This is a genomic window from Arthrobacter sp. 24S4-2 (assembly GCF_005280255.1).
Taxonomy (GTDB): domain Bacteria; phylum Actinomycetota; class Actinomycetes; order Actinomycetales; family Micrococcaceae; genus Arthrobacter.
Map to the genome: position 1 here is coordinate 3,433,864 of NZ_CP040018.1, position 22,621 is coordinate 3,456,484.

Below are 22,621 nucleotides of genomic sequence, written 5' to 3' on the forward strand. Positions count from 1 at the left end.
TAAGTTCAGGCGTTGTCGGGAAAGCGCGTTCCCACTGCATTTATGATGCATCTTTCGCCGCCCCATGGCAAGCGCTTTCCCGAAAGTGGGCTGTACTGCCATAATGTGCACTACGCGCATGTTGGCTGAACAGGAGACATTGGTGGCTGCTAGTACCCTCACCGAGGTGGCACGCCTGGCGGGAGTTTCCCCCGCCACCGCATCCCGAGTACTCAACGGTTCTGCCCGCAAACCCGGGCCGGGAGTGTCCGAGCGCGTGCGGCAGGCAGCCGAGACCCTGGGCTATATCCCGAATGCCCAGGCCCAGGCCCTGGCGAAATCCAGCTCCGGGCTCGTTGGCCTGATCGTGCACGACATCGCGGATCCGTACTTCTCCGCCATCGCCCGCGGCGTCCAGGACGTGGCACGTGAGCAGCACAAGGTGGTGCTGCTGGCCACCACGGGAGGAACCCCCGCCGATGAAAAGGAAGCTGTTGCGGCGTTTGCGGCCAGGCGGGCCGACGCCATAGTCATTGCAGGTTCCCGCTCCAGCCGGCCGGAGGACCAGCAGGGCAATGCCGAACTTGCCGCCGAACTGGACCGCTACTGCCGCAACGGCGGCCACGTGGGGGTCGTGGGGCAGGCAATTGTCGGGGCCGGCGCACTGGACGGCTACCACCTGGTGGAAGTGCCGAACGAGCAACTTGCTGCGGAACTCGCCGGAAGGCTTGTGGCCAGCCATTCGGGTGACTTCGTCATCGTCGGCGGCCCTGAAGGGCTGATCACGTCCGACGACCGGATCCGCGGCTTCCAGTCCGGCCTTGCCGCCGCCGGACGCCCCGCAGCCGAAGTCCTCCGTGCGTCCTTCAACCGCGCCGGCGGCTACGAAGCGGGACTCGAACTGGCTCAGCGGATCCAGGACGCACGGGAATCCGGTGAGGCCCGAGAGGGCGACAAGCCGAACCTGTGCATCTTTGCCGCGAACGACGTCATGGCCATCGGCGCCGCCGCAGCGCTGCGCTCCCAGGGGTTCAGGATTCCGCGCGATGCCCTGATCGCCGGATTCGACGACATCGAGACCCTGCGGGACTTCCGGCCGGGCCTGTCAACGGTCCGCCTTCCGCTGGAGGAAATTGGCAGGTTGGCCACTTTGAGCACGGTGGGCCCGGCAGGTCCGGGCGAAGGTGACTTCGACCATGACACCGGTCCTGCAGTCACCGGACAGGTGACGCTCCGGCGGAGCACCGAGTGGACTCCCTAGGCTCCCACCCTGCGCCGCCGGAGGGCCTCAGCATGGTCCCGGCCCGCAGCGGCCCTGCCGCACCGTCAGCCGCGGTACTGGTCCTTCCCGGCGGGGGCTACGAACGCCATGCCGACCACGAGGCCGAGCCGGTGGCGGAGTGGCTTGCGTCGCTGGGCATCCACGCCTTTGTGCTGCGGTACCGGGTTGCGCCGCACCGACACCCGGCGCCTTTGTGGGACGCGAAGGCCGCCCTCGCCTGGATCCGGAGCGGCCGCCACGGACTCACCGTGGACGGTTCCCGCGTGGGCGTGCTGGGCTTCTCCGCTGGAGGGCACCTGGCAGCCACGCTGGCAGCCGGCGTCCCCACCGGCGACGACGCACTTGACGTGAACGGTTCCCGGCCGGACCTGTCCATCCTGTGCTACCCCGTGGTGTCCTTCGAATCGGCCGTGCACCAGGGCAGCATCAACAACCTGTTGGGCGCCACGCAGTCGCCCGAACTCCTGGCAGGGCTCTCTGCCGAGCGGACCGTCACGGGCCAGACTCCCCCGGCCTTCATCTGGCACACTTCCGACGACAGCGCGGTGGATGCAGGACACAGCCTCCGGTATGCGCTGGCGCTGCGCGCCGCCCGCATTCCTGCCGAGCTCCACGTCTTTCCGCATGGCCGGCACGGGCTGGGCCTGGCCGCCGGCGTCGCCGGCGTGGAGCGGTGGACAGAGCTGTGCGCCACCTGGCTGGCCGGGCACGGCTGGACCTCCGGGTAAGGCCGGCGGCCGAGGCCAATGCAGCGGGATGGCGTTCAGCAGCGCGGGTGACCGGACTAGCCTGTTTCCATGACCCTCCAGCGACCTGGCAGACGCGCGCCGGTGAGCCCCCCGTTACCTTCTTAGTAGCCCTTATCGAGTAAGAATTGGGGTTGTTGGCCTGTCGGTCCCGGCATGATTAATTCCCCCAGTCATCAATGATCCGGGGGGTGTTGTCACCGGGATTCGATAGGCGCCAGGGGATCGCTAATGGGGACCGGACCAGCGCAAGGAAGCACCGCGTAGGTCAGCCGTAACGTGGATGCCGGGCCTTGCCGCCGCGGGACATGCCAACACAGATTTGACGGACACAAATTCTGGGAGGTCTGCGTTGATCAATGACCATAAACTCGTCGACATCTTCATCGGTGTTGACGTCGGCAAGAGCAATCACCACGCGGTCGCCATCGATCGCCAGGGCAAGAAGATCCTCGACCGGGCACTGCCCCAGGACGAGGCCAAATTACGCTCCATCATCAAGGCCGTAGCGGGCAAGGGACGCGTGCTGTTGGTCGTTGACCAGCCCTCCACCATTGGTGCCCTGCCGGTCGCCGTGGCACAGGCAGAGGGCATTATGGTCGGCTACCTGCCCGGTCTGGCCATGCGGCGCATCGCTGACTTGCACCCCGGCGAGGCCAAAACGGACGCCCGGGACGCGGCGATAATTGCCGAGGCTGCCCGGTCCCTGCCGCACACGCTTCGCTCCATCGTCGTCGCCGACGAGCAGGCCGCGGAGCTGTCGATGTTGTGTGGTTTTGATGATGACCTGGCCAAGCAGGCCACGGCCACCTCAAACCGGATCCGCGGGTTGCTCGCGCAGGTCCATCCGGCTCTGGAACGGGTCATTGGCATGCATTTGGACCACCCGGCCATGGCCGAGCTGCTGGTCAAGTACCCCACGCCCTCCACTCTGCGCAAGGCCGGGCAGAACAGGGTCGCCACGCTCCTGTCCCGCCACGCTCCGCGGGCCGGGAAGGCCTGGGCTGCCGAGGTATTCACCGCCTTGGGAGAGCAGACCGTCGTGGTCGCCGGCACCAACGCCGCAGGCATCGTCCTGCCGCAGCTGGCAGCGATGCTCAAGCAGTTGCGAACGTCCCGGGACGAGATCCTCACCCAGGTCGAAGCGCTTGTGGAGGCCCACCCTCTTCACACCGTCCTGACCTCCATTCCGGCGGTCGGGGTCAGGACGGAAGCGCGAATCATCACCGAAGTTGCGGGCAAGGAATTCAAGACCGCCGGCCATCTTGCCTCGTACGCCGGACTGGCCCCGGTGACGTGGCGGTCGGGCACCTCGATCCGCGGCGACCATCCTTCCAAAAAAGGCAACAAAAGCCTCAAACGGGCATTCTTCCTCTCCGCTTTCGCCGCGCTCAAAGACCCACTCTCAAGGGCCTACTACGACCGCAAACGTGCCGAAGGCAAGCGCCACAACCAGGCCCTCATCGCCCTCGCACGGCGCCGCTGCGACGTCCTCTTCGCAATGCTCCGCGACGGCACCCTATACGAAGCACCCGGGACTCAAAGCGCCTGAACGGCCTGGCCTGTCAGCTGGCGGCGACACACCGCTGGCCATGCATCTCTGCCCACAAACAGGTCACACCACTTGCAAAGAAAACCGGGGCCCAACGCTTGACAAAAAACATAGGGACACCCCCCAGCCGTGACCGCAGCACCCGTGACCACTGCGCCGGTGACTACAGCGCCGGCCGGTTGGCCCGATGTCGAACGCCTGTTTGGTGTGCGCGGCGAGCCCTCGCGGTGCTGGTGCAGGTTCTTCGCCCTCACCGGAGCGGAGTGGAATGGATCCACTCCGCGGAACCGCAAGGCCCAGCTGATGGAAAAGTTCGACGGCGGCGCTCCCGCACCCGGGATCCTCGCCTTCAGGGACGGCGAACCTGTGGGCTGCTTCGTTGTCGCCCCTGGCCACCGCCGCAGCGGCGTGGCCGCCGCGCTGCTCCGCGCGGCCGTCGGCCACGCCTTTGGTCACGGCGCAGCCGTCGTGGAGGCCTACCCCGTGGACCCGGCACTGCGGCCAAAGGCCGGTCCGGCTGACCTCTACCAGGGAACCCTCAAGCTGTTCCTGGGCGCGGGCTTCAGCGTGGTCAGCGACGCCGTGCCGGGCAGGGCGGTGGTCCGGCTCGCCGCCCATTCCTGAACACTAACCGTCCTGACGCCGGCCGGGCCGGAATCCTAGCTGGCCGGCGTCAGACTGAACGGCGCAGCGAGGACAGCGCGGAGGGAGCTTCCGGCGGCACCCAGGAGGGCAGCTGACTGCCCGAGTTCCGAGATTTCCACACGGGCATCGCCAACAATGCCGGGCGCATATTCCGCGAGGCTGCGCTGCAGGGCGGGCCTGAGCCAGGGCCCCATCGGCGTGAAGTGGCCGCCGAGCACCACGGCGGACAGGTTCATCAGGCGTGCCGTCGAGGCGGCCGCAATGCCCAGGTAGCGTCCCGCCCGGGCAACGGCTGAGATGGCGGCCGCATCTCCGGAGGCGAGTAGCTCGCCGAGCCGCGCGAGCCGCACGGATGCGGTGCCCGGTGGGATGCCGGCTTCGGAAAAGATGGCCTCCTGCCCGGCGAACGTCTCCAGGCAGCCGTGGCCACCACACGAGCAGGCCGGCCCGGATGGTTCCACCACCATGTGCCCCACCTCGCCGGCCTGCCCCTGCGGGCCGGCGAACAGTTCGGAGCCGATCACCAGACCGCCACCGACGCCCACCTCACCGGAGACAAACAGGTAGTCGCGGAAGTCCAGTCCGTGCCCATACCAGAGCTCGGCCAGGGCTGCACAGTTGGCTTCGTTGTGCAGGACGGTTCCAAACGGCGCGGCCGGAAGCAGCCGGTCAAGCTGCAGTTCCACCCCGCGCCAGTGCAGGTTGGGGGCACTGGCAACAGTCCCGGACGAGGAGTCCACGAGCCCGGGAACGGCAAGGCCGCCACCAAGTATCAAGATTCCCGCCGCGGATGCTTCCGCGGCGACGTCGCCGACGATCCCGGCCAGCAGGGCCATGACTGATTCGGGCGTTTGGCCGCGGTTGCCGCTTTCCAGTGTCCGGTGGATGCGCAGCGTCCCGCCAAGGTCCAGGAGCCCGGCCGAAATGTAGTCCACATTGATTTCCATGCCCACCACACCGCGGCGGGTATTCAACTCCAGGCCCACTCCGGGTCGGCCCCGTTCACCCTCCCTTGTGGCGCCGGATTCTGCTACCAAGCCGGCGTCCACGAGTTCCGCCACGAGGCTTGATACCGACGCCTTGGTCAGGCCGGTCCGGGACGCCAGGTCGGCACGCGTGGGACGGAAGTTCGGATCCGTGCGCGCCTGAACCATGGCGGCGAGTACGCGCACGAGGTTTCCGCGACGCACATCCTCTACGCGGCCGGGCGCAGGACGTCCCGTCACGCTGTCGGCATTTCTTCCCAAAGACATTTCAGCCGCCTTAATCATTGACCTAAGTCAATCATGATGCATATAGTTCAGATTGAAAACTAAATCGTGGCCAGCCACTGTGGTCAGCACTCTGAACACCCACCTCTGAAACCCCTACCTCTGAACCAAGGACGCTTCATGACTCTTCAGCCCACCCCCGCAGACAAGTTCACCTTTGGCCTTTGGACCGTCGGCTGGACCGGCGCCGACCCGTTCGGCGTCGCCACCCGCCCCGCCCTGGACCCCGTGGAGGCCGTCCACAAGCTCGGCGAACTCGGCGCCTACGGCATCACCTTCCACGACAACGACCTGATCCCGTTCGACGCCACGGCCTCCGAACGCGAGCTGATCCTGAAGAACTTCAGGGCAGCCCTGGCCGAGACCGGCCTGAAGACCCCCATGGTAACCACCAACCTGTTCAGCCACCCGGTCTTCAAGGACGGCGGCTTCACCTCCAACGACCGCACCGTCCGCCGCTTCGCACTCAGCAAGGTCCTGCAGAACATCGACCTCGCAGCCGAACTGGGCGCCGAAACCTTCGTCATGTGGGGCGGACGCGAAGGCAGCGAATACGACGGCTCCAAGGACCTCTCGGCCGCCCTCGACCGTATGAAGGAGGGTGTGGACACGGCCGCGGCGTACATCAAGGACAAGGGCTACGGCCTGCGGATCGCCCTGGAGCCCAAGCCCAACGAGCCCCGCGGCGACATCTTCCTGCCCACCGTGGGACACGGCCTCGCCTTCATCGCCCAGCTCGAACACGGCGACATCGTCGGCCTCAACCCGGAGACCGGACACGAACAAATGGCCGGACTGAACTTCACCCACGGCATCGCCCAGGCACTGTGGGCCGGTAAGCTCTTCCACATCGACCTCAACGGCCAGCGCGGCATCAAGTACGACCAGGACCTGGTCTTCGGCCACGGCGACCTCACCAGCGCTTTCTTCACAGTTGACCTGCTCGAAAACGGGTTCCCCAACGGCGGCCCCAAGTACGACGGCCCTCGGCACTTCGACTACAAGCCCTCGCGCACCGACGGCTACGACGGCGTGTGGGAATCCGCGAAGTCCAACATGTCCATGTACCTGCTCCTGAAGGAACGCGCCCTCGCGTTCCGCGCCGACCCTGACGTGCAGGACGCCCTGAAGACCTCCGGCGTGTTCGAACTCGGCGAGCCCACGCTCGCCGCCGGGGAGACCACCGCGGAGCTGCTGGCTGACGCGTCCGCCTTCGCGGAGTTCGACGCCGATGGGGCCGCCCAGCGCTCGTTCGCTTTCGTCCGGCTCAACCAGCTCGCCATCGAACACCTGCTCGGCGCCCGCTAGGCCCGCTCTTCCCAACCAACAAATACCCATGGCCGCCGGATCCGGATTGCCGGGTCCGGCGGCAATCTTGCAGAAAGAAACCGCCATGCCGTTGGTAGCAGGAATCGACAGTTCCACGCAGTCATGCAAAGTAGTGATCCGTGACGCCGGCACCGGCGCGCTGGTCCGCCAGGGGCGTGCGGTCCACCCCGACGGCACCGAAATTCACCCGGACCACTGGTGGGCGGCTTTGCAGGATGCCATCGCCCAGGCCGGCGGGCTCGACGACGTCGCTGCCGTTTCCGTCGGCGGCCAACAGCACGGCATGGTGTGCCTGGACTCCTCCGGCACCGTGGTCCGCCCGGCCCTGCTGTGGAACGACACCCGCTCCGCCGGCGACGCGGAACAGCTCATCGCAGATGCGGGCGACGGCGACGCCCGGGCCGGCGCCGCCTTCTGGGCGGGCGCGACCGGCACGGTCCCGGTAGCCTCCCTGACCATCACCAAACTTCGCTGGCTGGCACGGGAGGAACCGGACAATGCCCGCCGCGTCGCGGCCGTCTGCCTCCCGCACGACTGGCTGAGCTGGCGCCTGGCCGGCCACGGCCCTGGGACCGGGCCGTCATCGTTGCAGCTGCTCCGGACGGACCGGTCCGACGCGTCCGGCACAGGCTACTTCTCCACGGCGTCCGGGACCTACCTCCCCGAGATCCTCGAGAAGGTTCTGGGCCACGTGCCGGTACTTCCCGCCGTCGCCGGTTCACTCGAGGCCGCGGGCAAAACGCCCGCCGGCGCGCTCATCGGCCCCGGCGCCGGTGACAACGCGGCGGCGGCCCTCGGCGTGGATGCCCGGCCCGGCGACGTCGTGGTGTCGCTGGGGACATCCGGGACGGTCTTTGCGGTCTCCGAGACTCCGGCCGCCGATGCCACGGGGCTCGTCGCCGGATTCGCAGACGCCACCGGCAACTTCCTCCCGCTGGCCTGCACGCTGAACGCCACCCGGATCTTCGATTCCACCGCCGCCCTGCTCGGTGTCACACTGGCCGGGCTCACTGAACTGGCCCTTGATGCCCCGGCCGGGTCCGGCGGGCTCACGCTCGTGCCGTACTTCGAAGGTGAACGCTCCCCCAACCTGCCGCACGCCACGGGTTCCCTCCACGGGGCCACCCTGGCCAGCTACACGCGCACCAACCTCGCCCGGGCCGCCATCGAAGGGGTGGTCTGCTCCCTCGCGGACGGCCTGGCCGCCCTGCAGGCGCAGGGCGTCGTTGCCGGCCGGATCATCCTGGTGGGAGGAGGGGCGCAGTCCGCTGCGGTGCAGCAGATCGCCGCCTCCGTTTTCGGCCTCCCCGTGGTGGTGCCGGAGCCAGGGGAATACGTGGCCGACGGCGCCGCCCGCCAAGCGGCGGCCGTCCTTGCCGGGGCATGGCCGGAGTGGGAGACGACCAGCACCGGTGTCACGGCGCCCGCCGGCGGGGCGCCGGACGTCCTCGCACAGTACCGGCGGTATGCCGGCACCTATCTCAAAGGCTGAGCGCCCTTAACGGCTGAGCGCCCGGATGGTCCAGCTGGCCTCGTGGGACTCCCCCGGAGCCAGCCGGATCACGTCGGTGCCGCTGTTGAAGGCATCAGGCGGGCACGTCATAGGTTCCACGGCGAGGCCAAGCCGCGACGGCCCTACGGGCTTGTCAGCAGTATGGATCTGGAGCCACGGCCACTGTGAATCCCACTCCAGCTCGACGCCCGTGCCGGACGGGTCATAGGCGCGAACGGCCGCGAGGCCGTCCTCGTTGGTAATCAGCCCCGTAAAGGCGTGGTCGATCTCCACATTGCCGAGGACCTTCTCCGTCCGGAAGTCAAAGGCGTGGCCCTCGACGCCGGCCATGCCTTCCGGCAGGAGCCGCTCGGCAGAGACCTCCATGAATTCGCTGGCAGGAATCTGCACCGCCCAGTCATCCAGCGGGGCGGGTCCGGCGACAAGGTACGGATGGGGGCAGACGCCGTAGGGCGCCGCGTCCGGGCCAATGTTCTCGGCGCGCACAGTGCTGCGCAGCCCGTCGGCCCGGAGCTCGTATTCAATGGAAACGTCAAGACGCCCCGGATAACCCTCGCCTGGCTCAATGCGTGCTCCAAGGCGGACGGACGAGGCGGTCTGCTCCAGAAGTTCCCACAAGGCCCCGAACACCAGTCCGTGCAGGGCAGTCCCGCGCTCGTCCTCGTTGACCACGGCCTGGAAGTCCGCGCCGCCGAAGCTGTATCGGCCGTCGGCCAGCCGGTTTGGCCACGGAGCACAGATTACGCCGCGGTAGTCCGGGATCCCGCCGTCGGCGCCGAAGCCGATTACCAGTTCCCGGCCTTCGTAGCGAAGTTCGCGGAGCGCTCCTCCCCGGGCCGTGGCGGTGGCGGTGTAGGGTCCGAAACTGATCTGGTGCTCGGTGGCGGTCATGTGGTGTCCATTACTGCTGGGCGAGGTTGTTAGCGCTCACTATTCTAATCCATGACCAACAGTTACGGGAATGGAATTGCGGTCCGTCAGGGCAGTGTGAGGATCACTGGCCCGTCCGCCGTGACGGCGACTGTGTGTTCGCTGTGGGCAGCGCGCCGGCCGTTGGCGGACCGCAACGTCCATTCGTCGTCGTCGTGGTAGTAATCGTCCTTGCCCCCGAGAATCAGCATGGGTTCAATGGCTATCACCAAGCCCTCCGTCAGCTTGATGCCGCGGCCGGGACGGCCGTCGTTCGGCACAGGGGGCTCGGCATGCATCGTCCGGCCGATCCCGTGTCCGCCGTGGTCCGCCAGGAGGCCGTAGCCGGCCCGGCGGGCAGCGCCTCCGATCGCGTAGGCCAGGTCCCCCATCTTGTTGCCGGTCCGGGCCATTTCGATTCCACGCGCCAGCGCCGCATCCGTGGCAGCAATCAGTTCCAGGTCCACCGGATCCGCCGTGCCCACCACAAAGCTGATGGCGGCGTCCCCGCACCAGCCTTCCAGAAAGGCGCCGCAGTCAACGCTGAGCAGATCCCCGTCCTGGAGGCGGTAGCCGTTGGGGATGCCGTGGACCACGGCGTCGTTGACGCTGGTGCAGATGACGCCGGGAAACGGCACCGAAGCCCACCTCGGCCGGTAGTCCAGGAAGGCAGGCGTGGCCCCCGCGGCCGAAATCGATTCGGCGGCCAGCTCGTCAAGTTCCTTGAGGGAAACCCCCACCGCCGCTGCGTCCTTCACCGCCGCGAGGGTGTTGGCCACCACCCGGCCGGCCTCGCGCATCTGCGCAATCTCGCCTGGGCTCTTGATCATGGACATGCTGGTACCTCCGGGTTGCTGGCGCAGCCGCGCAGGACCAGTGCTTTCCCCGGCGGACAGCCGTTCTGCCCTCCATCCTAGGACGCGGATACCGGGTCCGCACTGACCCCCGTGGCTATGGTTGCTGCATGGGAAACAGTGATCTGATTGCGGCCATCCGGGCCAGGCTCACCGCCTCTGCTGACCCGGTGCGCGCCGCTGGCGCGCAGGCCTACCTGAAATCGGCCATGCCGCAGCTGGGCGTGCGCGTGCCCGAGGTGCGCAGGATCGTCAAAGCCGAGGTTGCAGCAGCGCCATTCGCATCGGGCGATGAGCTGAGGTCGGCCGTGCTGGAGCTCTTCCGGGCAGCCACTTACCGGGAAGAGCGATACGCAGCCATTGACCTGACGGCATCGAAGCTGGTCAGGACCGATTTGGCGATGTTGCCTGTGTACGAGGAAATCATCCGCACCGGAGCGTGGTGGGACCTGGTGGACGGCGTGGAAGATCGGTTGGGCCGGCTCCTGCAGACGCACCGGGACGTCCTTACACCAGTGCTGCTGCGGTGGAGCACAGACCAGGATTTCTGGATCCGGCGGGCGTCCATCACCGTCCAGCTCTCCGCGAGGAAGGACACTGACGTTGCCCTGCTGAGCCAGGTCATCGAGGCAAACTTGGCGGACCGGGAATTCTTCATCCGCAAGGCCATCGGCTGGGCTTTGCGCGAGTACGGAAAGACCGATCCGGCCTGGGTCAGGCAGTTCGTGGCGGCGCGCGAGGCCGCCCTCAGCCCGCTGTCGCGCCGCGAGGCCCTCAGGAACCTGCCCGCAGAGGACTAAGGCGCCGGGAACGCGGCAGCAGCCCGGTCAGATGACCGGGCGGGTGGTCACCGGCTCGTCCGGCTTGCTGAACAGCTGCTTCGTTTTGGGATCCAGGAAGATCAGGTACAACGCGAACAACAGAGCGATGATCGCGGCGGCGTTGCGGGCAAGGGCCAGGGGAAGGCCCAGGTCCTCCGTCTGCAGGTACGGGAAGACTTCCAGCTGGTCCGAGATGGCGTAGACCATAAAGAACGACACGATGAAATACAGCGCCTTCACCTGCCAGTCGTCGCGGATGCCGGTGACGGCAAACAGCGGGATAAGCCACACCACGTACCAGGACTGGATCATGGGCGCGAGCAGGACTACTGCAGCGAACGCCAGGGTGAGCCGGCGCATCAGGCGGTCGTGGTCACCGCGGAAGATCTGCCATGCGATGATACCGATGGAGAGCAGCTTGCCGGCGTCGTAGACCCATTTGGCCAGTCCCCAGCCGTCGAGTCCGAAGGCGTTGGAGATGGACGCCACCACCAGTCCAAGCAGGCCCACCGGCGCGTACCAGATCCAGATACTGCCCGGCGCGGACAGTCCGTTGACCCAGCCGAAGCCGAAGCCGTTCACCAGGCTCATGGCGTACAGCAGTGCCAGGCTGATCCCGGCCGTGAGCCCCCAGAAAAGAAACTTCCGCGGCCAGCCGGCGTTCTTGCCGGCCCAGAGGAGTCCAATGAAGGGCAGGAACACGATGGTGATCGGTTTGACGGAGATCGAAAGCGTCACCAGCACGAGTCCGAGCACGACGCGCCTGGTGGCGCAGTAGTAAAGCCCCGCCAGTGCCAGCCCGATCATCAGTGCGTCGTTATGTACGCTTGCGATGAAGTTTGTCAGGAACAGCGGGTTGGCTGCGGTCAGCCACAGCGCCCGGTGGGGGTTGACGCCGTGCAGTTCGGCCAGTTTCGGCACGTAGACGATGCACAGGACAATGCCAACGAGCGCCGCCAGGCGGAACAGCATGATGCTCGCTTCCGGCTGCACGTTCGTGGCCCACACCACCAGCTGTTCAATCCACAGGAAAAGCTGGCCGTACGGAACGGGCGCTTCGGTCCACATCTTGTCCGCGCCGAGCTGGAAATAGTTGGACAGCGCCGAAATCCCGTTTTCGTACGGGTTGAAGCCTTCGACCATGAGGCGGCCCTGCCCGATATACGCGTAGACGTCCCGGCTGAACAGCGGCACGGAGAACATCATGGGCAGCCCCCACAATGCGACAGCCTGCAGCGTGGCCTTGCGGGCCCCGGCGCCCCAGACCCGGACACGCTGCCCGAGGCGGAGCCAGGCGCGGACCAGGAGCATGCCGCCGACGGCCAGCAGCACAATGGACAGGGCCACGCCCACGGCTTCGGTGCGCATCCAAATGAACAGCGGCACGCGGCGCAGTTCCGAGACGGGAGCCAGCCAGCCGACGCCCAGCGAACCGATTGCCATGAACATTGAACCGGCGAATCCCGAGAGGAGCGGCGAGAGTGCGTTGTCCACTTCGGCCGCAGCCGGCTCCGGTGACGTACCGGCAGCCACATTTCCCGCCGCAGATACAGGCACCGTCATCTCAGGGTCGTCCAATCCGTTGTGGGGCATATTTTCACCCGGCGGTGGCCGGGCAGGCCAGCGGAAGCGGGGCCGCAGCAGCGAAAAAAGGGCACCGCCACGTACTCGAAATCCTAGCATCGGACAGCTCGACAGCCGCGAAACGGTAGGCTGGGCCGGTGCCTATAACTAACGAACGTATTGTCTGGATCGACTGTGAGATGACCGGCCTGGACCCCAAGAACGACGCCCTCATTGAGGTTGCCGCCCTGGTGACGGACTCTGAACTCAACATTCTCGGCGACGGCGTCGACGTCGTCATCCGCCCCGATGATGCCGCACTGGCCCAGATGAACGACTTCGTCCGTGACATGCATACCCGCTCCGGCCTGCTCGAAGAACTCCCGCACGGCAAAACCATGGCCGAAGCGGAAGCCGTCATCATGGACTACATCGCGAAGTGGGTTCCGGATCCGCGCAAGGCGCCGCTGGGCGGCAATTCCGTGGGTACGGACCGCGTATTCCTCGCCCGGGATATGCCCGCAGTGGTGGAGCACCTGCATTACCGGGTCATTGACGTGAGCACCATCAAGGAACTGTCACGGCGATGGTTTGCCCGCGCCTACTTCCAGGCTCCGGCCAAGCACGGCGGGCACCGCGCCCTCGGGGACATCAAGGATTCCATCGACGAGCTGCGGTATTACCGTGAAGCCATCTTTGTCCCCGCGCCGGGCCCGGACAGCGCCACCGCCCAGCGGATTTCAAAGTCCGTCATGGCCTCCACCGGCACTCCGGTCGAGGCCACGGAAAAGTAATCTGCGCCACGTTTGAGGGAAATTTTCGCAAAACAGGCAAAAGTGGCAAAAACAACTCCGTGGAGCAGGTAAGCTATATGACGTTGCCTTTCAAGACAGCCGGTTAGCCGGACGGTCGGGTAAGGCACATGGTGGGCGTAGCTCAGTTGGCAGAGCGCCTGGTTGTGGTCCAGGAGGTCGCGGGTTCAACCCCCGTCGCTCACCCTCAGAAAGGGCAGGATTTTCCGCCCTTGCATAAAGGCCGCACCGGTTATCCGGTGCGGCCTTTACTTGTTTCACGGGAACGTACCTGGCGTTGCAGCCGACTGCAGGCCGCACGGCTCCCGGACCTGACCCCGCACTGCATCAAAGGAACAACCTGACATGACCGTTCTGCCGATCACCATCTGGGGCGAGCCGGTTCTCCACCGCCGGGCCGCCGAAGTGGAAGTCTTCGACGACGAACTCCGTAGGCTCATCGCTGACATGTTCGAGACGAACGAGGCCGCCAACGGCGTGGGACTCGCCGCTCCCCAGGTGGGCGTGGGCAAGCGCATCTTCGTGTACAAATACGCCAACGACGACGACGCGCCCCCCATCGGGGTCCTGGTGAATCCTGTCCTTACGCTTTCCAAGGTTTCCGGCGCGGTTCCGGACCCGGATGAGGAAGTGGAGGGGTGCCTGTCGTTTCCCGGCGGCCAGTATCCCCTCAAGCGAGCGGAGTGGGCACGGATCCAGGGGTTCGACGGCGACGGCAACCCGGTGGAATTCGAGGCAACGGACTGGTTCGCCCGGATCATCCAGCACGAGTTCGACCACTTGGACGGCAAACTCTACGTGAACCGGCTGATGGACCGCTACGCGCGCAAAGCCATGAAACAGGCCAAGAAGAGCGGCTGGGGAGTCCCCGGGCTGACTTGGATGCCGGGGGTTGACCCCGACCCGTTCGGCCACTGAGCACCTCCAGGGCCCCAGCTATCGTGGATGGATGGTCTGCTGGTCCGGGCATGTTGCCAGAACGCGTTTCATGGCATCCTTTTCGGCCTGCGTCACCCATAGTTTGTAGGCTGCCTTGACCGAGATCTGGCGGGCGACGTAGTGGCACCTGAACGCCTTGTTCTTCGGCAGCCAGCTGGCGGCGTCTGAGGCGCTCTTCTCCTGGTTGGCCGGACCGTCGGCGGCTACCAGGTTCAGGGGATCGTTGGCGAGGCTTTGGCGCTGTTGTGGCGTCAGCTGCTGCGCACCCTTCTGCCAGGCATCCCCCAGTGCCACCACATGGTCGATCTGGACGGCTTTACTGCTCTCCGCTCCCCTGGTGAACCTCACCACCGCGCCGGTGTAGGGTTCATGGAGTTCACCGCCAGCCACACGGCAGCGGGATCCCTCGGTGAACCGCGCACCCGTCAGGTCGCGCCGAAGAATGTCGTTGCGGGTGTCGCAGCCGTTGCGGTCCACATCCATCCACGCCTGGCCAAACGCCGTGCGTTCGTAGTTGTCGTTGGCCGCCCGTCCCTTTACGGCGAGGGTTTCCAGTGCGGCCGCGGCGCTGCCTTCCGGCACGGGCTGGACCGGGGGGACCGCTTTCATCCACGCGGGGTCAAACACAGGCGCGTCGCTGGGGCCGGTAACCGGCGGTTCGGCTGCGGCGAACTGGCCGGCTGTGAAAAACCAGGAAGCGGCGGAAGCCAGCCCAACTGCCAGCACAGCCAGGAGTACCCAGGCCTGCCGGGATCGGCGCCGGGCGCGCCGGTACGCCGTCCAGCTGATGGTCATGGCCGCTGTGTCCGGGGACGATTCTTATGCACCCGAAGAGCCTAGGCCAGGGCACTGACAACCCGGCTGATATCCACAGTGTGGAGGAGAGCTTACTGCTCCTTGATCACACGCTGAAGGTCTTCGGCAGCGAGATCCAGCAGGTCCCCGAGTTGCCTGACCCTGGATTCCGGAATCTCTCCCGCGGCATACGCAACGCGCGCGTGTTCGAGGAGTCGGGTGGCTTCCTTATGATTCTGCCGCGCTACGTCGAGGGCGTGTTCCAGCGTGGTTTCATGTTCGAGAGTCGATTCCTGTTCCATGACACCATTCTGTGTCGGTTTCCCGGCGGATGCCAGAGCACTCGCCGGGAAACCTTCAAAGGAGGCTAGACCGCAGCGATTGCTTCCAGCACCGCAGCCGGTTCCTTGACGGGGAACGACGGCGGGTTGACACCGGCCATTTCCTCCATCACGCGGACCACCTGGCAGCTGTAGCCGAACTCGTTGTCGTACCAGACGTAGAGGACGAGGTTCTTATCGTTGGAGATGGTGGCCAGGCCGTCAACTATGCCTGCACGGCGTGAGCCGACGAAGTCCGTGGAGACCACTTCCGGCGAGTCGATGTAGTCGATCTGCTTGCGCAGATCCGAGTGCAGGGACATCTGCCGCAGGTAGTCGTTGACCTCGTCCTTGGTGGTGCCGCGCTCCAGGCTCAGGTTCAGGATGGCCAGGGACACATCCGGGGTGGGGACGCGGATGGAGCTGCCGGTGAGCTTGCCGAGAAGTTCGGGCAGGGCCTTGGCCACGGCCTTGGCGGCACCGGTTTCGGTGATGACCATGTTCAGCGCCGCAGAACGTCCGCGGCGGTCGCCCTTGTGGAAGTTGTCGATCAGGTTCTGGTCGTTGGTAAAGGAGTGGACCGTCTCCACATGGCCGTGGACCACACCGAACTTGTCGTTGATGGCCTTCAGGACCGGAGTGATGGCGTTGGTGGTGCAGGACGCAGCCGTAACAATCTTGTCCGAATCCAGGATGGTGCCGTGGTTGATGCCGTGGACGATGTTCTTCAGCTCACCCTTGCCCGGTGCCGTGAGGAGGACGCGGGACACACCCTTGCTCAGGAGGTGCTGGGACAGGCCTTCTGCATCGCGCCAGCGACCGGTGTTGTCCACCACCAGTGCATCCTTGATGCCGTATGCCGTGTAATCCACCGTGGACGGGTTGTCCGAGTAGATGACCTGGACCTGGACACCGTTGGCCGTGATGGTGTTGTTGTCCGTGTCCACCTTGATGGTGCCCTCAAAGGAGCCGTGCACGGAGTCCCGGCGCAGCAGGCTGGCCCGCTTGGCGAGGTCGTTGTCCGAACCGCGGCGGACAACGATGGCACGGAGACGGAGACCGTGACCCCCACCGGCCTTTTCGATGAGGAGCCGGGCAAGTAGGCGTCCGATACGGCCGAAGCCGTAGAGCACGACGTCGGTGCTGGTGCGGTCATCGCCGCCCCGCTTCCCGACAATATCGGCCAGCTCGGCGCGCACGAACTCCTCCAGGCTGGCACCGTTGGCCTCGGTCTTGAACTTCTGGTTCAGGCGCGCGATGTCGATCGCCGCGGCGCCAAGATCGAGCCCGGCCAGGGTATCGAGCAGCGGAGCCGTCTCTTCCAGGAGCAGCTCGTCCTTGCTCATCCTGCGCGCGAAACGGTGCGCCTTCAGGATGTTCATGGTGGACTTGTTGATCAGGCTGCGGCCATGGATGCTGGTCACCACATTGTTTTCGCGGTACAGCCGGCCGATCACCGGGATCATGGCCTCGGCAAGCGCCTCACGGCCCATCCACGTATCAAGACAAGAATCTGACGTCTGGCTCACAGAACTACCTTCCTTGGGTCAACCACATACGCCCTCGTATACGGATGTCGGCCACCGGGGGTATTCCGGGGCACAGGCATCGGCGGGGATTCGGTCCACCCCGGACACCTTGGAGAAGCGCAAAGAAAAGCCGCCGGCTGCGAACGCAGACCCGACGGCAGAACTTCTACGTTCGCTATCCATTCTAGGGCGGCGGGACCTGCCGCACCGCCGCGAAGAGCGTGAAGTCACTCACACGCGGTTATCTGGAGGGGGCCGAAGCGGTGGTGGATGGGTTGACCGATACGCCGGGTTCTGTGTTCCCGCGCCGTTGCCGACGCGGGAATAGCGGCCATCCATCTACGAACGCCGTTGCCGACGCCCTCCAGCGGCCTACCCGGACACTCGGGCGAGCAGCCCTCGAACGTGCCCTGTCTGGCCTTGCTCCGGGTGGGGTTTACCAAGCCTTCCCGGTCACCCGGGAAGCTGGTGGTCTCTTACACCACCGTTTCACCCTTACCTGTTCCCGGTCCGTGGAAACACGGACCGCGGCAGGCGGTCTGTTCTCTGTGGCACTGGCCTGCGGGTTACCCCGAGTGGGCGTTACCCACCACCCTGCTCTGCGGAGCCCGGACGTTCCTCGAGCCACTTGCGTGACGCGCGGCCGCCTGGTCAACCCATCCGCGTTTCATTCTACGTGCTGCAAAAGGCCCCGGGTTTCGCAGCCAATTCCCAGCGCCTAATAAGGGAGCGGTGAGAGAATTAATCAAGATCAATCCAGGCAAGAAGGAGGGGATCCTGATGGACCCCACCAGTACGTACATCGCCATCGCCGTCGCAGTGCTGCTGCTCATCTTGCTCAAAATGTCCATCCGGATCGTCCGGCAGTACGAGCAGGGCGTGCTCTTCCGGCTGGGGAGGGTCATTGGCGTCAGGATGCCCGGACTGCGGTTCATCATTCCGGTTATTGACCGCCTCCCGCTGGTCAGCCTGCGGATCGTGACCATGCCCATCCAGTCGCAGGGCATCATCACCCAGGACAACGTGAGTGTCGACATCTCGGCCGTGGCCTACTACCGCGTGGTGGACGCCGTGAAATCCGTCGTGGCGATTGAGAATGTCGCAGCGGCAATAGACCAGATCGCCCAGACCACCCTGAGGAAGGTGGTGGGCCGCCACAGCCTGGACCAGACACTGTCCGAAACCGAGCGCATCAATACCGACATCCGGGAAATCCTGGATCAGCTGACCCTCGCCTGGGGCGTCGAGGTGGTGCTGGTGGAGCTGAAGGACATCCAACTTCCCGACAGCATGAAGCGCGCTATGGCCCGTCAGGCCGAGGCCGAGCGGGAGAAGCGGGCGAAGATCATCGCTGCAGAAGGCGAAGCCATCGCGGCAACTGCCCTTGGCGCCGCTTCGGACACCATGATGGCCCACCCGCTTGCCCTGCAGTTGAGGAACCTGCAGTCCCTCGTCGAAATCGGTGTGGACAAGAACACAACGGTCGTCTTCCCCGCGCCGCTGATGAGCACCATCGGCGAGCTCTCCGCCTTCCTCGCCCGCGAGAACCAGGCTGCCTCGGCTCCTACGGGGAAATCCCCGGTTAAGGCGGCCTGATTAAGGCGGCTTGATACAGGAGGCCTGAGCGGTGTGCCGGTGTCCGGAGCCTCCACGTCTATGATCGGCGTATGGAATTTCCGACGCCCGGACGACGGCGGCTGCTGGGGCTCGGTGCCGGCGCTGCGGCAGCCGCTGCACTCGCGGCGTGCGCGGACGGGACGCCATCCAGCCCCGTACTGCCGGTAGACATGCGAACCGGCAGCTTCACATCCCGGTTCCGGGCCGACGTACCCACGGGCTGGTCGCTGGCAGTGCCCCGATCGCCCAGCTCCCCCGGCGGCGAACCGTCCCCCGGCGGCGGCTCCTCCGGCAGGCTGCCCGTTGCCCTGTTCCTGCATGGAACCGGAGCGGACCACCGGATGGTCTTCGACGAACTGCATGCGGATGCTGTCCTGGCGAGGCACGTGACCGGCGGCGGCACTCCGTTCGCGATCGCCGCCGTGGACGGCGGCGAAAGCTGGTGGCACCCCGCGCGTCGGGCACGGACACGCAGTCAATGCTGCTTGAGGAATTCCTTCCCCTTCTTGCCGGCGAAGGCCTCGACACCGGCCGGACAGCCGTCTTCGGGCTGTCCATGGGCGGTTTCGGCGCCCTGCTCCTTGCCTCCCAGCACCGCGTCCCGAGCCTCCGGGCCGTGGCCGCGATGAGCCCGGCGGTCTGGAGCCTGTACGACGCCGGGCGGGACGACAACTTTGACAGCGCCGAAGACTTCGCGGCCAACGACATCTTCGCCCTGCGGCCCGAGCTTGAGCTGCTGCCGAAGAGGATCGACTGCGGCACGTCCGACAACCTGCTCTACAGCGTGAAGGACTATGTGAGTGACTTGCCAGGCGGCCACCAGGGAGGGTTCAAGGACGGTGGCCACGACAGCGGTTACTGGCGTTCCATCCTCCCGGATGTCCTCACCTTCATTGGCCGCAACCTGGCCTGACGCCGCTGGCGCCTTCGCGGCAGCGTCCGCATTCTGCGTGCGCCGGTAAGATCGTACGGTGCTGATTCTGCTGCCGCCGTCCGAAGGCAAGACCCCCGCTCCACACGGTGCCGCCGTCGACTGGTCCTCGCTGAGCTTCCCCGGACTGAACACGTACCGGGCCAAAGTGCTTGAAGCGTTGGGCCATGTCAGCGCCCACCAGGACGCCCTCGCGCTGCTCGGCGTCGGCGCCTCGCTGACTGCCGACGTCGAACGCAACACCCGGCTGCACACGGAACCGGCAGCGCCGGCGCATCAAGTCTACTCCGGGGTGCTGTACGACGCACTGGGCTATCAGTCGCTGACGGCGGCGCAGCGCCGGAAGGCGGATGAATCGGTGCTGGTCATTTCCGCCCTCTGGGGCGCCATCCGCTTTGCCGACCAGGTGCCCGCCTACCGGCTGTCGATGGGAACGTCACTGCCCGACGTCGGCCGCCTTGCCTCGTTCTGGAAGCCGCAGATCTCCGACGCGCTGGCGGCCGAAACCGAAGGGGAGCTGCTGGTGGACTGCCGCTCCAGCACCTACGCCGCGGCCTGGGCTCCCCCGCCTGCGCAGACCGTTGCCGTCAATGTCTTCACGGAGGTGAACGGCGTGCGCAAGGTGGTCAGCCACTTCGCCAAGCACACCCGCGGCGAACTCGCACGCCACCTGCTGACGCGCCGCAGCACCGCTCCCCGCACTCCCGTCCAGCTGCTCAAAGCGGCCCGGGAGAAGTGGGATGCCGAGCTGATCGAAGGCACCGCGCGCAAGGCGCACGCCCTCAACGTCATCCTGCCTTAGGCCCACTCTGCCGAGCGGACCAGGATGCAGCCGGAGTCCGGGCAAAAGACGATGTCGTCCTCGGCAGCTGCCTTGATTTCGGCGAGATCGCCGGGGCTGAGCTGCATCCCCGAGCCTTCGGACTTTCCGTGGAACAGCCGGGCTGCGCCGACTCCGCGCTTGGCCAGCGTCTTTTCGTAGACGGCCAGCAGGCCGGCGTCGAGGCCCGCCGCGAATTCCGAGCGCTGGCCGCCAACCTCTGCCGCCTCGGTGGCAATCTCAGCCAGGGCCGCGTCCAGCTCGGCGCGGATCACGCCGAAGGATCCCTGGACGTCGTTCACGATCTTCTGCTGGGCTGCCTGGCGTTCACGGAGGCCCTCGAGGCGCTCCATGACTTCAAGTTCAACGTCTTCAAGGGCAGAGCGCCGCTTGTTGAGCGAGGCAATGTCACTTTGCAGGGCAACCAGGTCCTTGGACAGGCCGGTGCCGCTGTTCAGCCGGGCTTCGTCCCGTTCGATCCGGGTAACCACCTGCTCAACGTCCGCCTCGGAGCGCTTGAGCTCGGCTTCGGCGTCGTGGACAGCCATTTTCGCGGCCCCGAGTTCGCCGTTCGCCACAGCCAGGGCGGCCTCAAGGTCACTGATCCGGGGATCGCTTTCGACGGTCCGGCGACGGTTGGACAGCGATTTCAGCCTGGCGTCGAGTCCCTGCAGTTCGAGCAATTTCAACTGTTCCGCCGGTGCTGCCTTGGCCACTATTACCTCCGCTTGTTACAAACCGGCCGCAACCGGGCACCGGACCGGCGCAGTTTAGACTCTAGTCCCCGCCCGGAGTCAGAATGAAGTCCCACGGATCGCTGTTCGTGGTGCTGACGCGGATGTCAACGCCGTGCCCCTGGTCACTGAGGACATTTCCGAGCGCGTCGGCAGCCGGGGGCAGCCACAGCCATTCGCTGGCAAAGTGCGAAACATCGATCAGGTAGGGCCGGTCATTCACGGCGTTCTCGCGTGCCTCGGATGCCGGGTGGTGCCGCAGATCAGCGGTGACGAAGATATCGGCATTGCTCGACCGGACCTCATTAAACAGGGAGTCTCCCGCCCCGCCGCAGACGGCAACGCGGCGCACCAGGCCGTCCTTGTCCCCGGAAACCCGGACCCCGCCCGCCACGGATGGCAGGATACCGAAGACACGCGCCGCGAAGTCCCCCAGCGTCATCACGTCCTCAAGGTCGCCTACCCGGCCGATCCCCTCTTCAGGCAAGCCGTCCCGGGCTGGCGTCAGGGGCACCACGTCATGGAGGCCAAGTGCATCGGCCAGGACATCCGAGACGCCGCCGACGGCGGAGTCGCCGTTCGTGTGCACGGTCAGCAGGCCTGTCCCGGATTCGATCAGGCGGTGGACTGCTTTGCCTTTGGCTGTCGTGGCTGCCACCGAGGTGACCCCCTTGAGCAGCAGCGGGTGGTGCGTGATCAGGAGGTCGGCCCCCCACTCAATGGCTTCCTCAATGACGTCCAGGGTGGGATCCACGGCGAACATGATCCTGCGGACTTCGGCTGAAGGGTGACCTGCCACGAGGCCCACTTCGTCCCACTCCTCGGCGAGGGACTCCGGCCAGAGCTCTTCCACCGCCAGCAGGACCTCTCCGAGCGTGGGGACATCGGACGATTCGGCAGCCTCGGTCGGCTCAGCACCGGCGGGATCAGCAGTGTTACGCGCGTCTTCTGCAACGTCGGTGTTCACAGGTTCCATACCCTCATTTTTACCCTATCCATTGGCTTCGCCCGCACGTGTAACAGTCTCGTAAGGTGATAGGGGAATCATCCGCGCACTTCAATCATTGAAGAGGACATGAAAACTTTTGTGCTTGGCGGAGGCTGTTTCTGGTGCCTTGACGCCGTCTACCAAGAAACCAGGGGCGTCACGGCGGTGGTCTCCGGCTACACCGGCGGCCACGACCCCTACCCGGACTACTACTCGGTCTGCTCCGGCACGACGGGCCACGCCGAGGTGGTGGCCGTGAGCTTCGACGAGGACGTGATCCCGGCCGACATCATCCTGGACATGTTCTTTGCCCTCCACGACCCCACCACCCTCAACCGCCAGGGTTACGACGTCGGCACCCAGTACCGCTCGTCCATGTTCTATGAGACCACAGAGGAAAAGATCCTTTTCGAAGAGGCAATCGAACGGAACCAGGAACTGTGGTCCCATCCGATCGTCACGGAGGTCAGCAGGCTGCCCAGGTTCCATGTGGCCGAGGAATTCCACCAGGACTACTACGCCAAGCATCCGGAGCAGGGCTACTGCCAGGTGATCATCAACCCGAAACTGGCCAAGGCCCGGAAATATTACTCTGCATGGCTTAATGCTTAGCAGCGGCCCCGCCGCCCTCGTTAGGCTGACCTCAGTATTCGCTGTTCAGAGAACTCTTCA

General features: G+C 65.8%; 22 protein-coding genes, 1 tRNA gene and 1 other RNA gene. 14 read left to right on the forward strand and 10 right to left on the reverse strand.

Annotation, left to right across the window (positions count from 1 at the left end; all coding sequences use genetic code 11):
- Nucleotides 1–142 precede the first annotated feature (142 nt).
- The 4 genes from FCN77_RS15955 (at nt 143) to FCN77_RS27025 (ending at nt 4,183) form a co-directional block, all read left to right on the forward strand.
- Nucleotides 143–1,240, forward strand: coding sequence for a LacI family DNA-binding transcriptional regulator (locus tag FCN77_RS15955; RefSeq protein WP_137323052.1), 1,098 nt, complete (start codon nt 143–145; stop codon nt 1,238–1,240).
- A 32-nt stretch (nt 1,241–1,272) separates the two neighbouring features.
- Nucleotides 1,273–1,989, forward strand: coding sequence for an alpha/beta hydrolase (locus FCN77_RS15960; protein ID WP_137324809.1), 717 nt, complete (start codon nt 1,273–1,275; stop codon nt 1,987–1,989).
- Between the two features lie 370 nt (nt 1,990–2,359).
- Nucleotides 2,360–3,559, forward strand: a complete 1,200-nt coding sequence (locus FCN77_RS15965; RefSeq protein WP_254678593.1) for an IS110 family transposase — start codon at nt 2,360–2,362, stop codon at nt 3,557–3,559.
- Nucleotides 3,560–3,688: 129 nt separating this feature from the next.
- Nucleotides 3,689–4,183: a GNAT family N-acetyltransferase gene (locus FCN77_RS27025; RefSeq protein ID WP_254678594.1), complete on the forward strand. Its 495-nt coding sequence runs from the start codon at nt 3,689–3,691 to the stop codon at nt 4,181–4,183.
- 35 nt (nt 4,184–4,218) lie between these two features.
- Here the strand turns inward: FCN77_RS27025 and FCN77_RS15975 are convergent, their stop codons facing one another.
- Nucleotides 4,219–5,457 carry an ROK family transcriptional regulator gene (locus FCN77_RS15975; protein ID WP_175417281.1) on the reverse strand — a complete coding sequence of 413 codons (1,239 nt, stop codon included), beginning with the start codon at nt 5,455–5,457 and terminating at the stop codon, nt 4,219–4,221.
- A gap of 138 nt (nt 5,458–5,595) precedes the next feature.
- On the opposite strand from FCN77_RS15975, the gene xylA reads away from it, so the two are divergent.
- Nucleotides 5,596–6,783, forward strand: a complete 1,188-nt coding sequence (xylA, locus tag FCN77_RS15980; RefSeq protein ID WP_137323054.1) for a xylose isomerase — start codon at nt 5,596–5,598, stop codon at nt 6,781–6,783.
- Nucleotides 6,784–6,868: 85 nt separating this feature from the next.
- Nucleotides 6,869–8,296 (forward strand): xylulokinase, encoded by a 1,428-nt coding sequence (locus FCN77_RS15985; RefSeq protein WP_137323055.1) that lies wholly within the window; start codon nt 6,869–6,871, stop codon nt 8,294–8,296.
- Nucleotides 8,297–8,302: 6 nt separating this feature from the next.
- On the opposite strand, the gene FCN77_RS15990 is transcribed toward FCN77_RS15985, so the two are convergent.
- Nucleotides 8,303–9,208, reverse strand: a complete 906-nt coding sequence (locus tag FCN77_RS15990) for an aldose 1-epimerase family protein (protein WP_137323056.1) — start codon at nt 9,206–9,208, stop codon at nt 8,303–8,305.
- An 86-nt stretch (nt 9,209–9,294) separates the two neighbouring features.
- Nucleotides 9,295–10,062 (reverse strand): type I methionyl aminopeptidase, encoded by a 768-nt coding sequence (map, locus tag FCN77_RS15995; RefSeq protein ID WP_137323057.1) that lies wholly within the window; start codon nt 10,060–10,062, stop codon nt 9,295–9,297.
- Nucleotides 10,063–10,190: 128 nt separating this feature from the next.
- Between map and FCN77_RS16000 the strand changes: the two genes are divergently transcribed.
- Nucleotides 10,191–10,880 (forward strand): DNA alkylation repair protein, encoded by a 690-nt coding sequence (locus tag FCN77_RS16000; protein ID WP_137323058.1) that lies wholly within the window; start codon nt 10,191–10,193, stop codon nt 10,878–10,880.
- A gap of 27 nt (nt 10,881–10,907) precedes the next feature.
- On the opposite strand, the gene mptB is transcribed toward FCN77_RS16000, so the two are convergent.
- The gene (gene mptB / locus FCN77_RS16005; RefSeq protein WP_175417282.1) at nt 10,908–12,464 is read right to left on the reverse strand and encodes a polyprenol phosphomannose-dependent alpha 1,6 mannosyltransferase MptB; all 1,557 of its coding nucleotides are present in this window, start codon (nt 12,462–12,464) and stop codon (nt 10,908–10,910) included.
- A 200-nt stretch (nt 12,465–12,664) separates the two neighbouring features.
- Here mptB and orn point away from each other — a divergent pair, with 200 nt between their 5' ends.
- From orn to def, 3 genes are all read left to right on the forward strand, one after another.
- Complete coding sequence (orn, locus tag FCN77_RS16010; protein WP_254679034.1) at nt 12,665–13,258, forward strand: oligoribonuclease; 594 nt, start codon at nt 12,665–12,667, stop codon at nt 13,256–13,258.
- A gap of 131 nt (nt 13,259–13,389) precedes the next feature.
- A tRNA-His gene (locus FCN77_RS16015) sits at nt 13,390–13,462 on the forward strand.
- Between the two features lie 159 nt (nt 13,463–13,621).
- Entirely contained in the window at nt 13,622–14,194 is a 573-nt protein-coding gene (gene def / locus FCN77_RS16020; RefSeq protein ID WP_137323060.1) for a peptide deformylase, read from the forward strand.
- Nucleotides 14,195–14,212: 18 nt separating this feature from the next.
- Here def and FCN77_RS16025 read toward each other — a convergent pair whose 3' ends face one another.
- The 4 genes from FCN77_RS16025 to rnpB all read right to left on the reverse strand — a co-directional run bounded on the left by FCN77_RS16025 (nt 14,213) and on the right by rnpB (nt 17,518).
- The gene (locus tag FCN77_RS16025; RefSeq protein ID WP_137323061.1) at nt 14,213–15,010 is read right to left on the reverse strand and encodes an HNH endonuclease family protein; all 798 of its coding nucleotides are present in this window, start codon (nt 15,008–15,010) and stop codon (nt 14,213–14,215) included.
- Between the two features lie 92 nt (nt 15,011–15,102).
- Complete coding sequence (locus tag FCN77_RS16030) at nt 15,103–15,312, reverse strand: hypothetical protein (protein WP_137323062.1); 210 nt, start codon at nt 15,310–15,312, stop codon at nt 15,103–15,105.
- A gap of 65 nt (nt 15,313–15,377) precedes the next feature.
- A complete protein-coding gene (locus FCN77_RS16035) occupies nt 15,378–16,823 on the reverse strand; it encodes a glyceraldehyde-3-phosphate dehydrogenase (protein WP_254679035.1) in 1,446 nt (481 codons plus the stop codon).
- A gap of 303 nt (nt 16,824–17,126) precedes the next feature.
- Nucleotides 17,127–17,518: RNase P RNA component class A (gene rnpB, locus FCN77_RS16040), an RNA gene on the reverse strand.
- 121 nt (nt 17,519–17,639) lie between these two features.
- Between rnpB and FCN77_RS16045 the strand changes: the two genes are divergently transcribed.
- From FCN77_RS16045 to yaaA, 3 genes are all read left to right on the forward strand, one after another.
- On the forward strand, nt 17,640–18,455 hold the full coding sequence (locus tag FCN77_RS16045; RefSeq protein ID WP_137323064.1) for an SPFH domain-containing protein: 816 nt from the start codon (nt 17,640–17,642) through the stop codon (nt 18,453–18,455).
- Nucleotides 18,456–18,918: 463 nt separating this feature from the next.
- The gene (locus FCN77_RS27030; RefSeq protein ID WP_254678595.1) at nt 18,919–19,389 is read left to right on the forward strand and encodes an alpha/beta hydrolase-fold protein; all 471 of its coding nucleotides are present in this window, start codon (nt 18,919–18,921) and stop codon (nt 19,387–19,389) included.
- 58 nt (nt 19,390–19,447) lie between these two features.
- Nucleotides 19,448–20,209 carry a YaaA family protein gene (gene yaaA / locus FCN77_RS16055; RefSeq protein WP_137323065.1) on the forward strand — a complete coding sequence of 254 codons (762 nt, stop codon included), beginning with the start codon at nt 19,448–19,450 and terminating at the stop codon, nt 20,207–20,209.
- Here yaaA and FCN77_RS16060 read toward each other — a convergent pair.
- A complete protein-coding gene (locus FCN77_RS16060) occupies nt 20,206–20,943 on the reverse strand; it encodes a zinc ribbon domain-containing protein (protein WP_137323066.1) in 738 nt (245 codons plus the stop codon). The two genes, yaaA and FCN77_RS16060, sit on opposite strands and share 4 nt — an antisense overlap.
- Before the next feature lie 61 nt (nt 20,944–21,004).
- Nucleotides 21,005–21,937, reverse strand: coding sequence for a Nif3-like dinuclear metal center hexameric protein (locus FCN77_RS16065; protein WP_137323067.1), 933 nt, complete (start codon nt 21,935–21,937; stop codon nt 21,005–21,007).
- A 99-nt stretch (nt 21,938–22,036) separates the two neighbouring features.
- Between FCN77_RS16065 and msrA the strand changes: the two genes are divergently transcribed.
- Nucleotides 22,037–22,561: a peptide-methionine (S)-S-oxide reductase MsrA gene (gene msrA / locus FCN77_RS16070; RefSeq protein WP_137323068.1), complete on the forward strand. Its 525-nt coding sequence runs from the start codon at nt 22,037–22,039 to the stop codon at nt 22,559–22,561.
- The last annotated feature ends 60 nt before the right edge of the window (nt 22,562–22,621 follow it).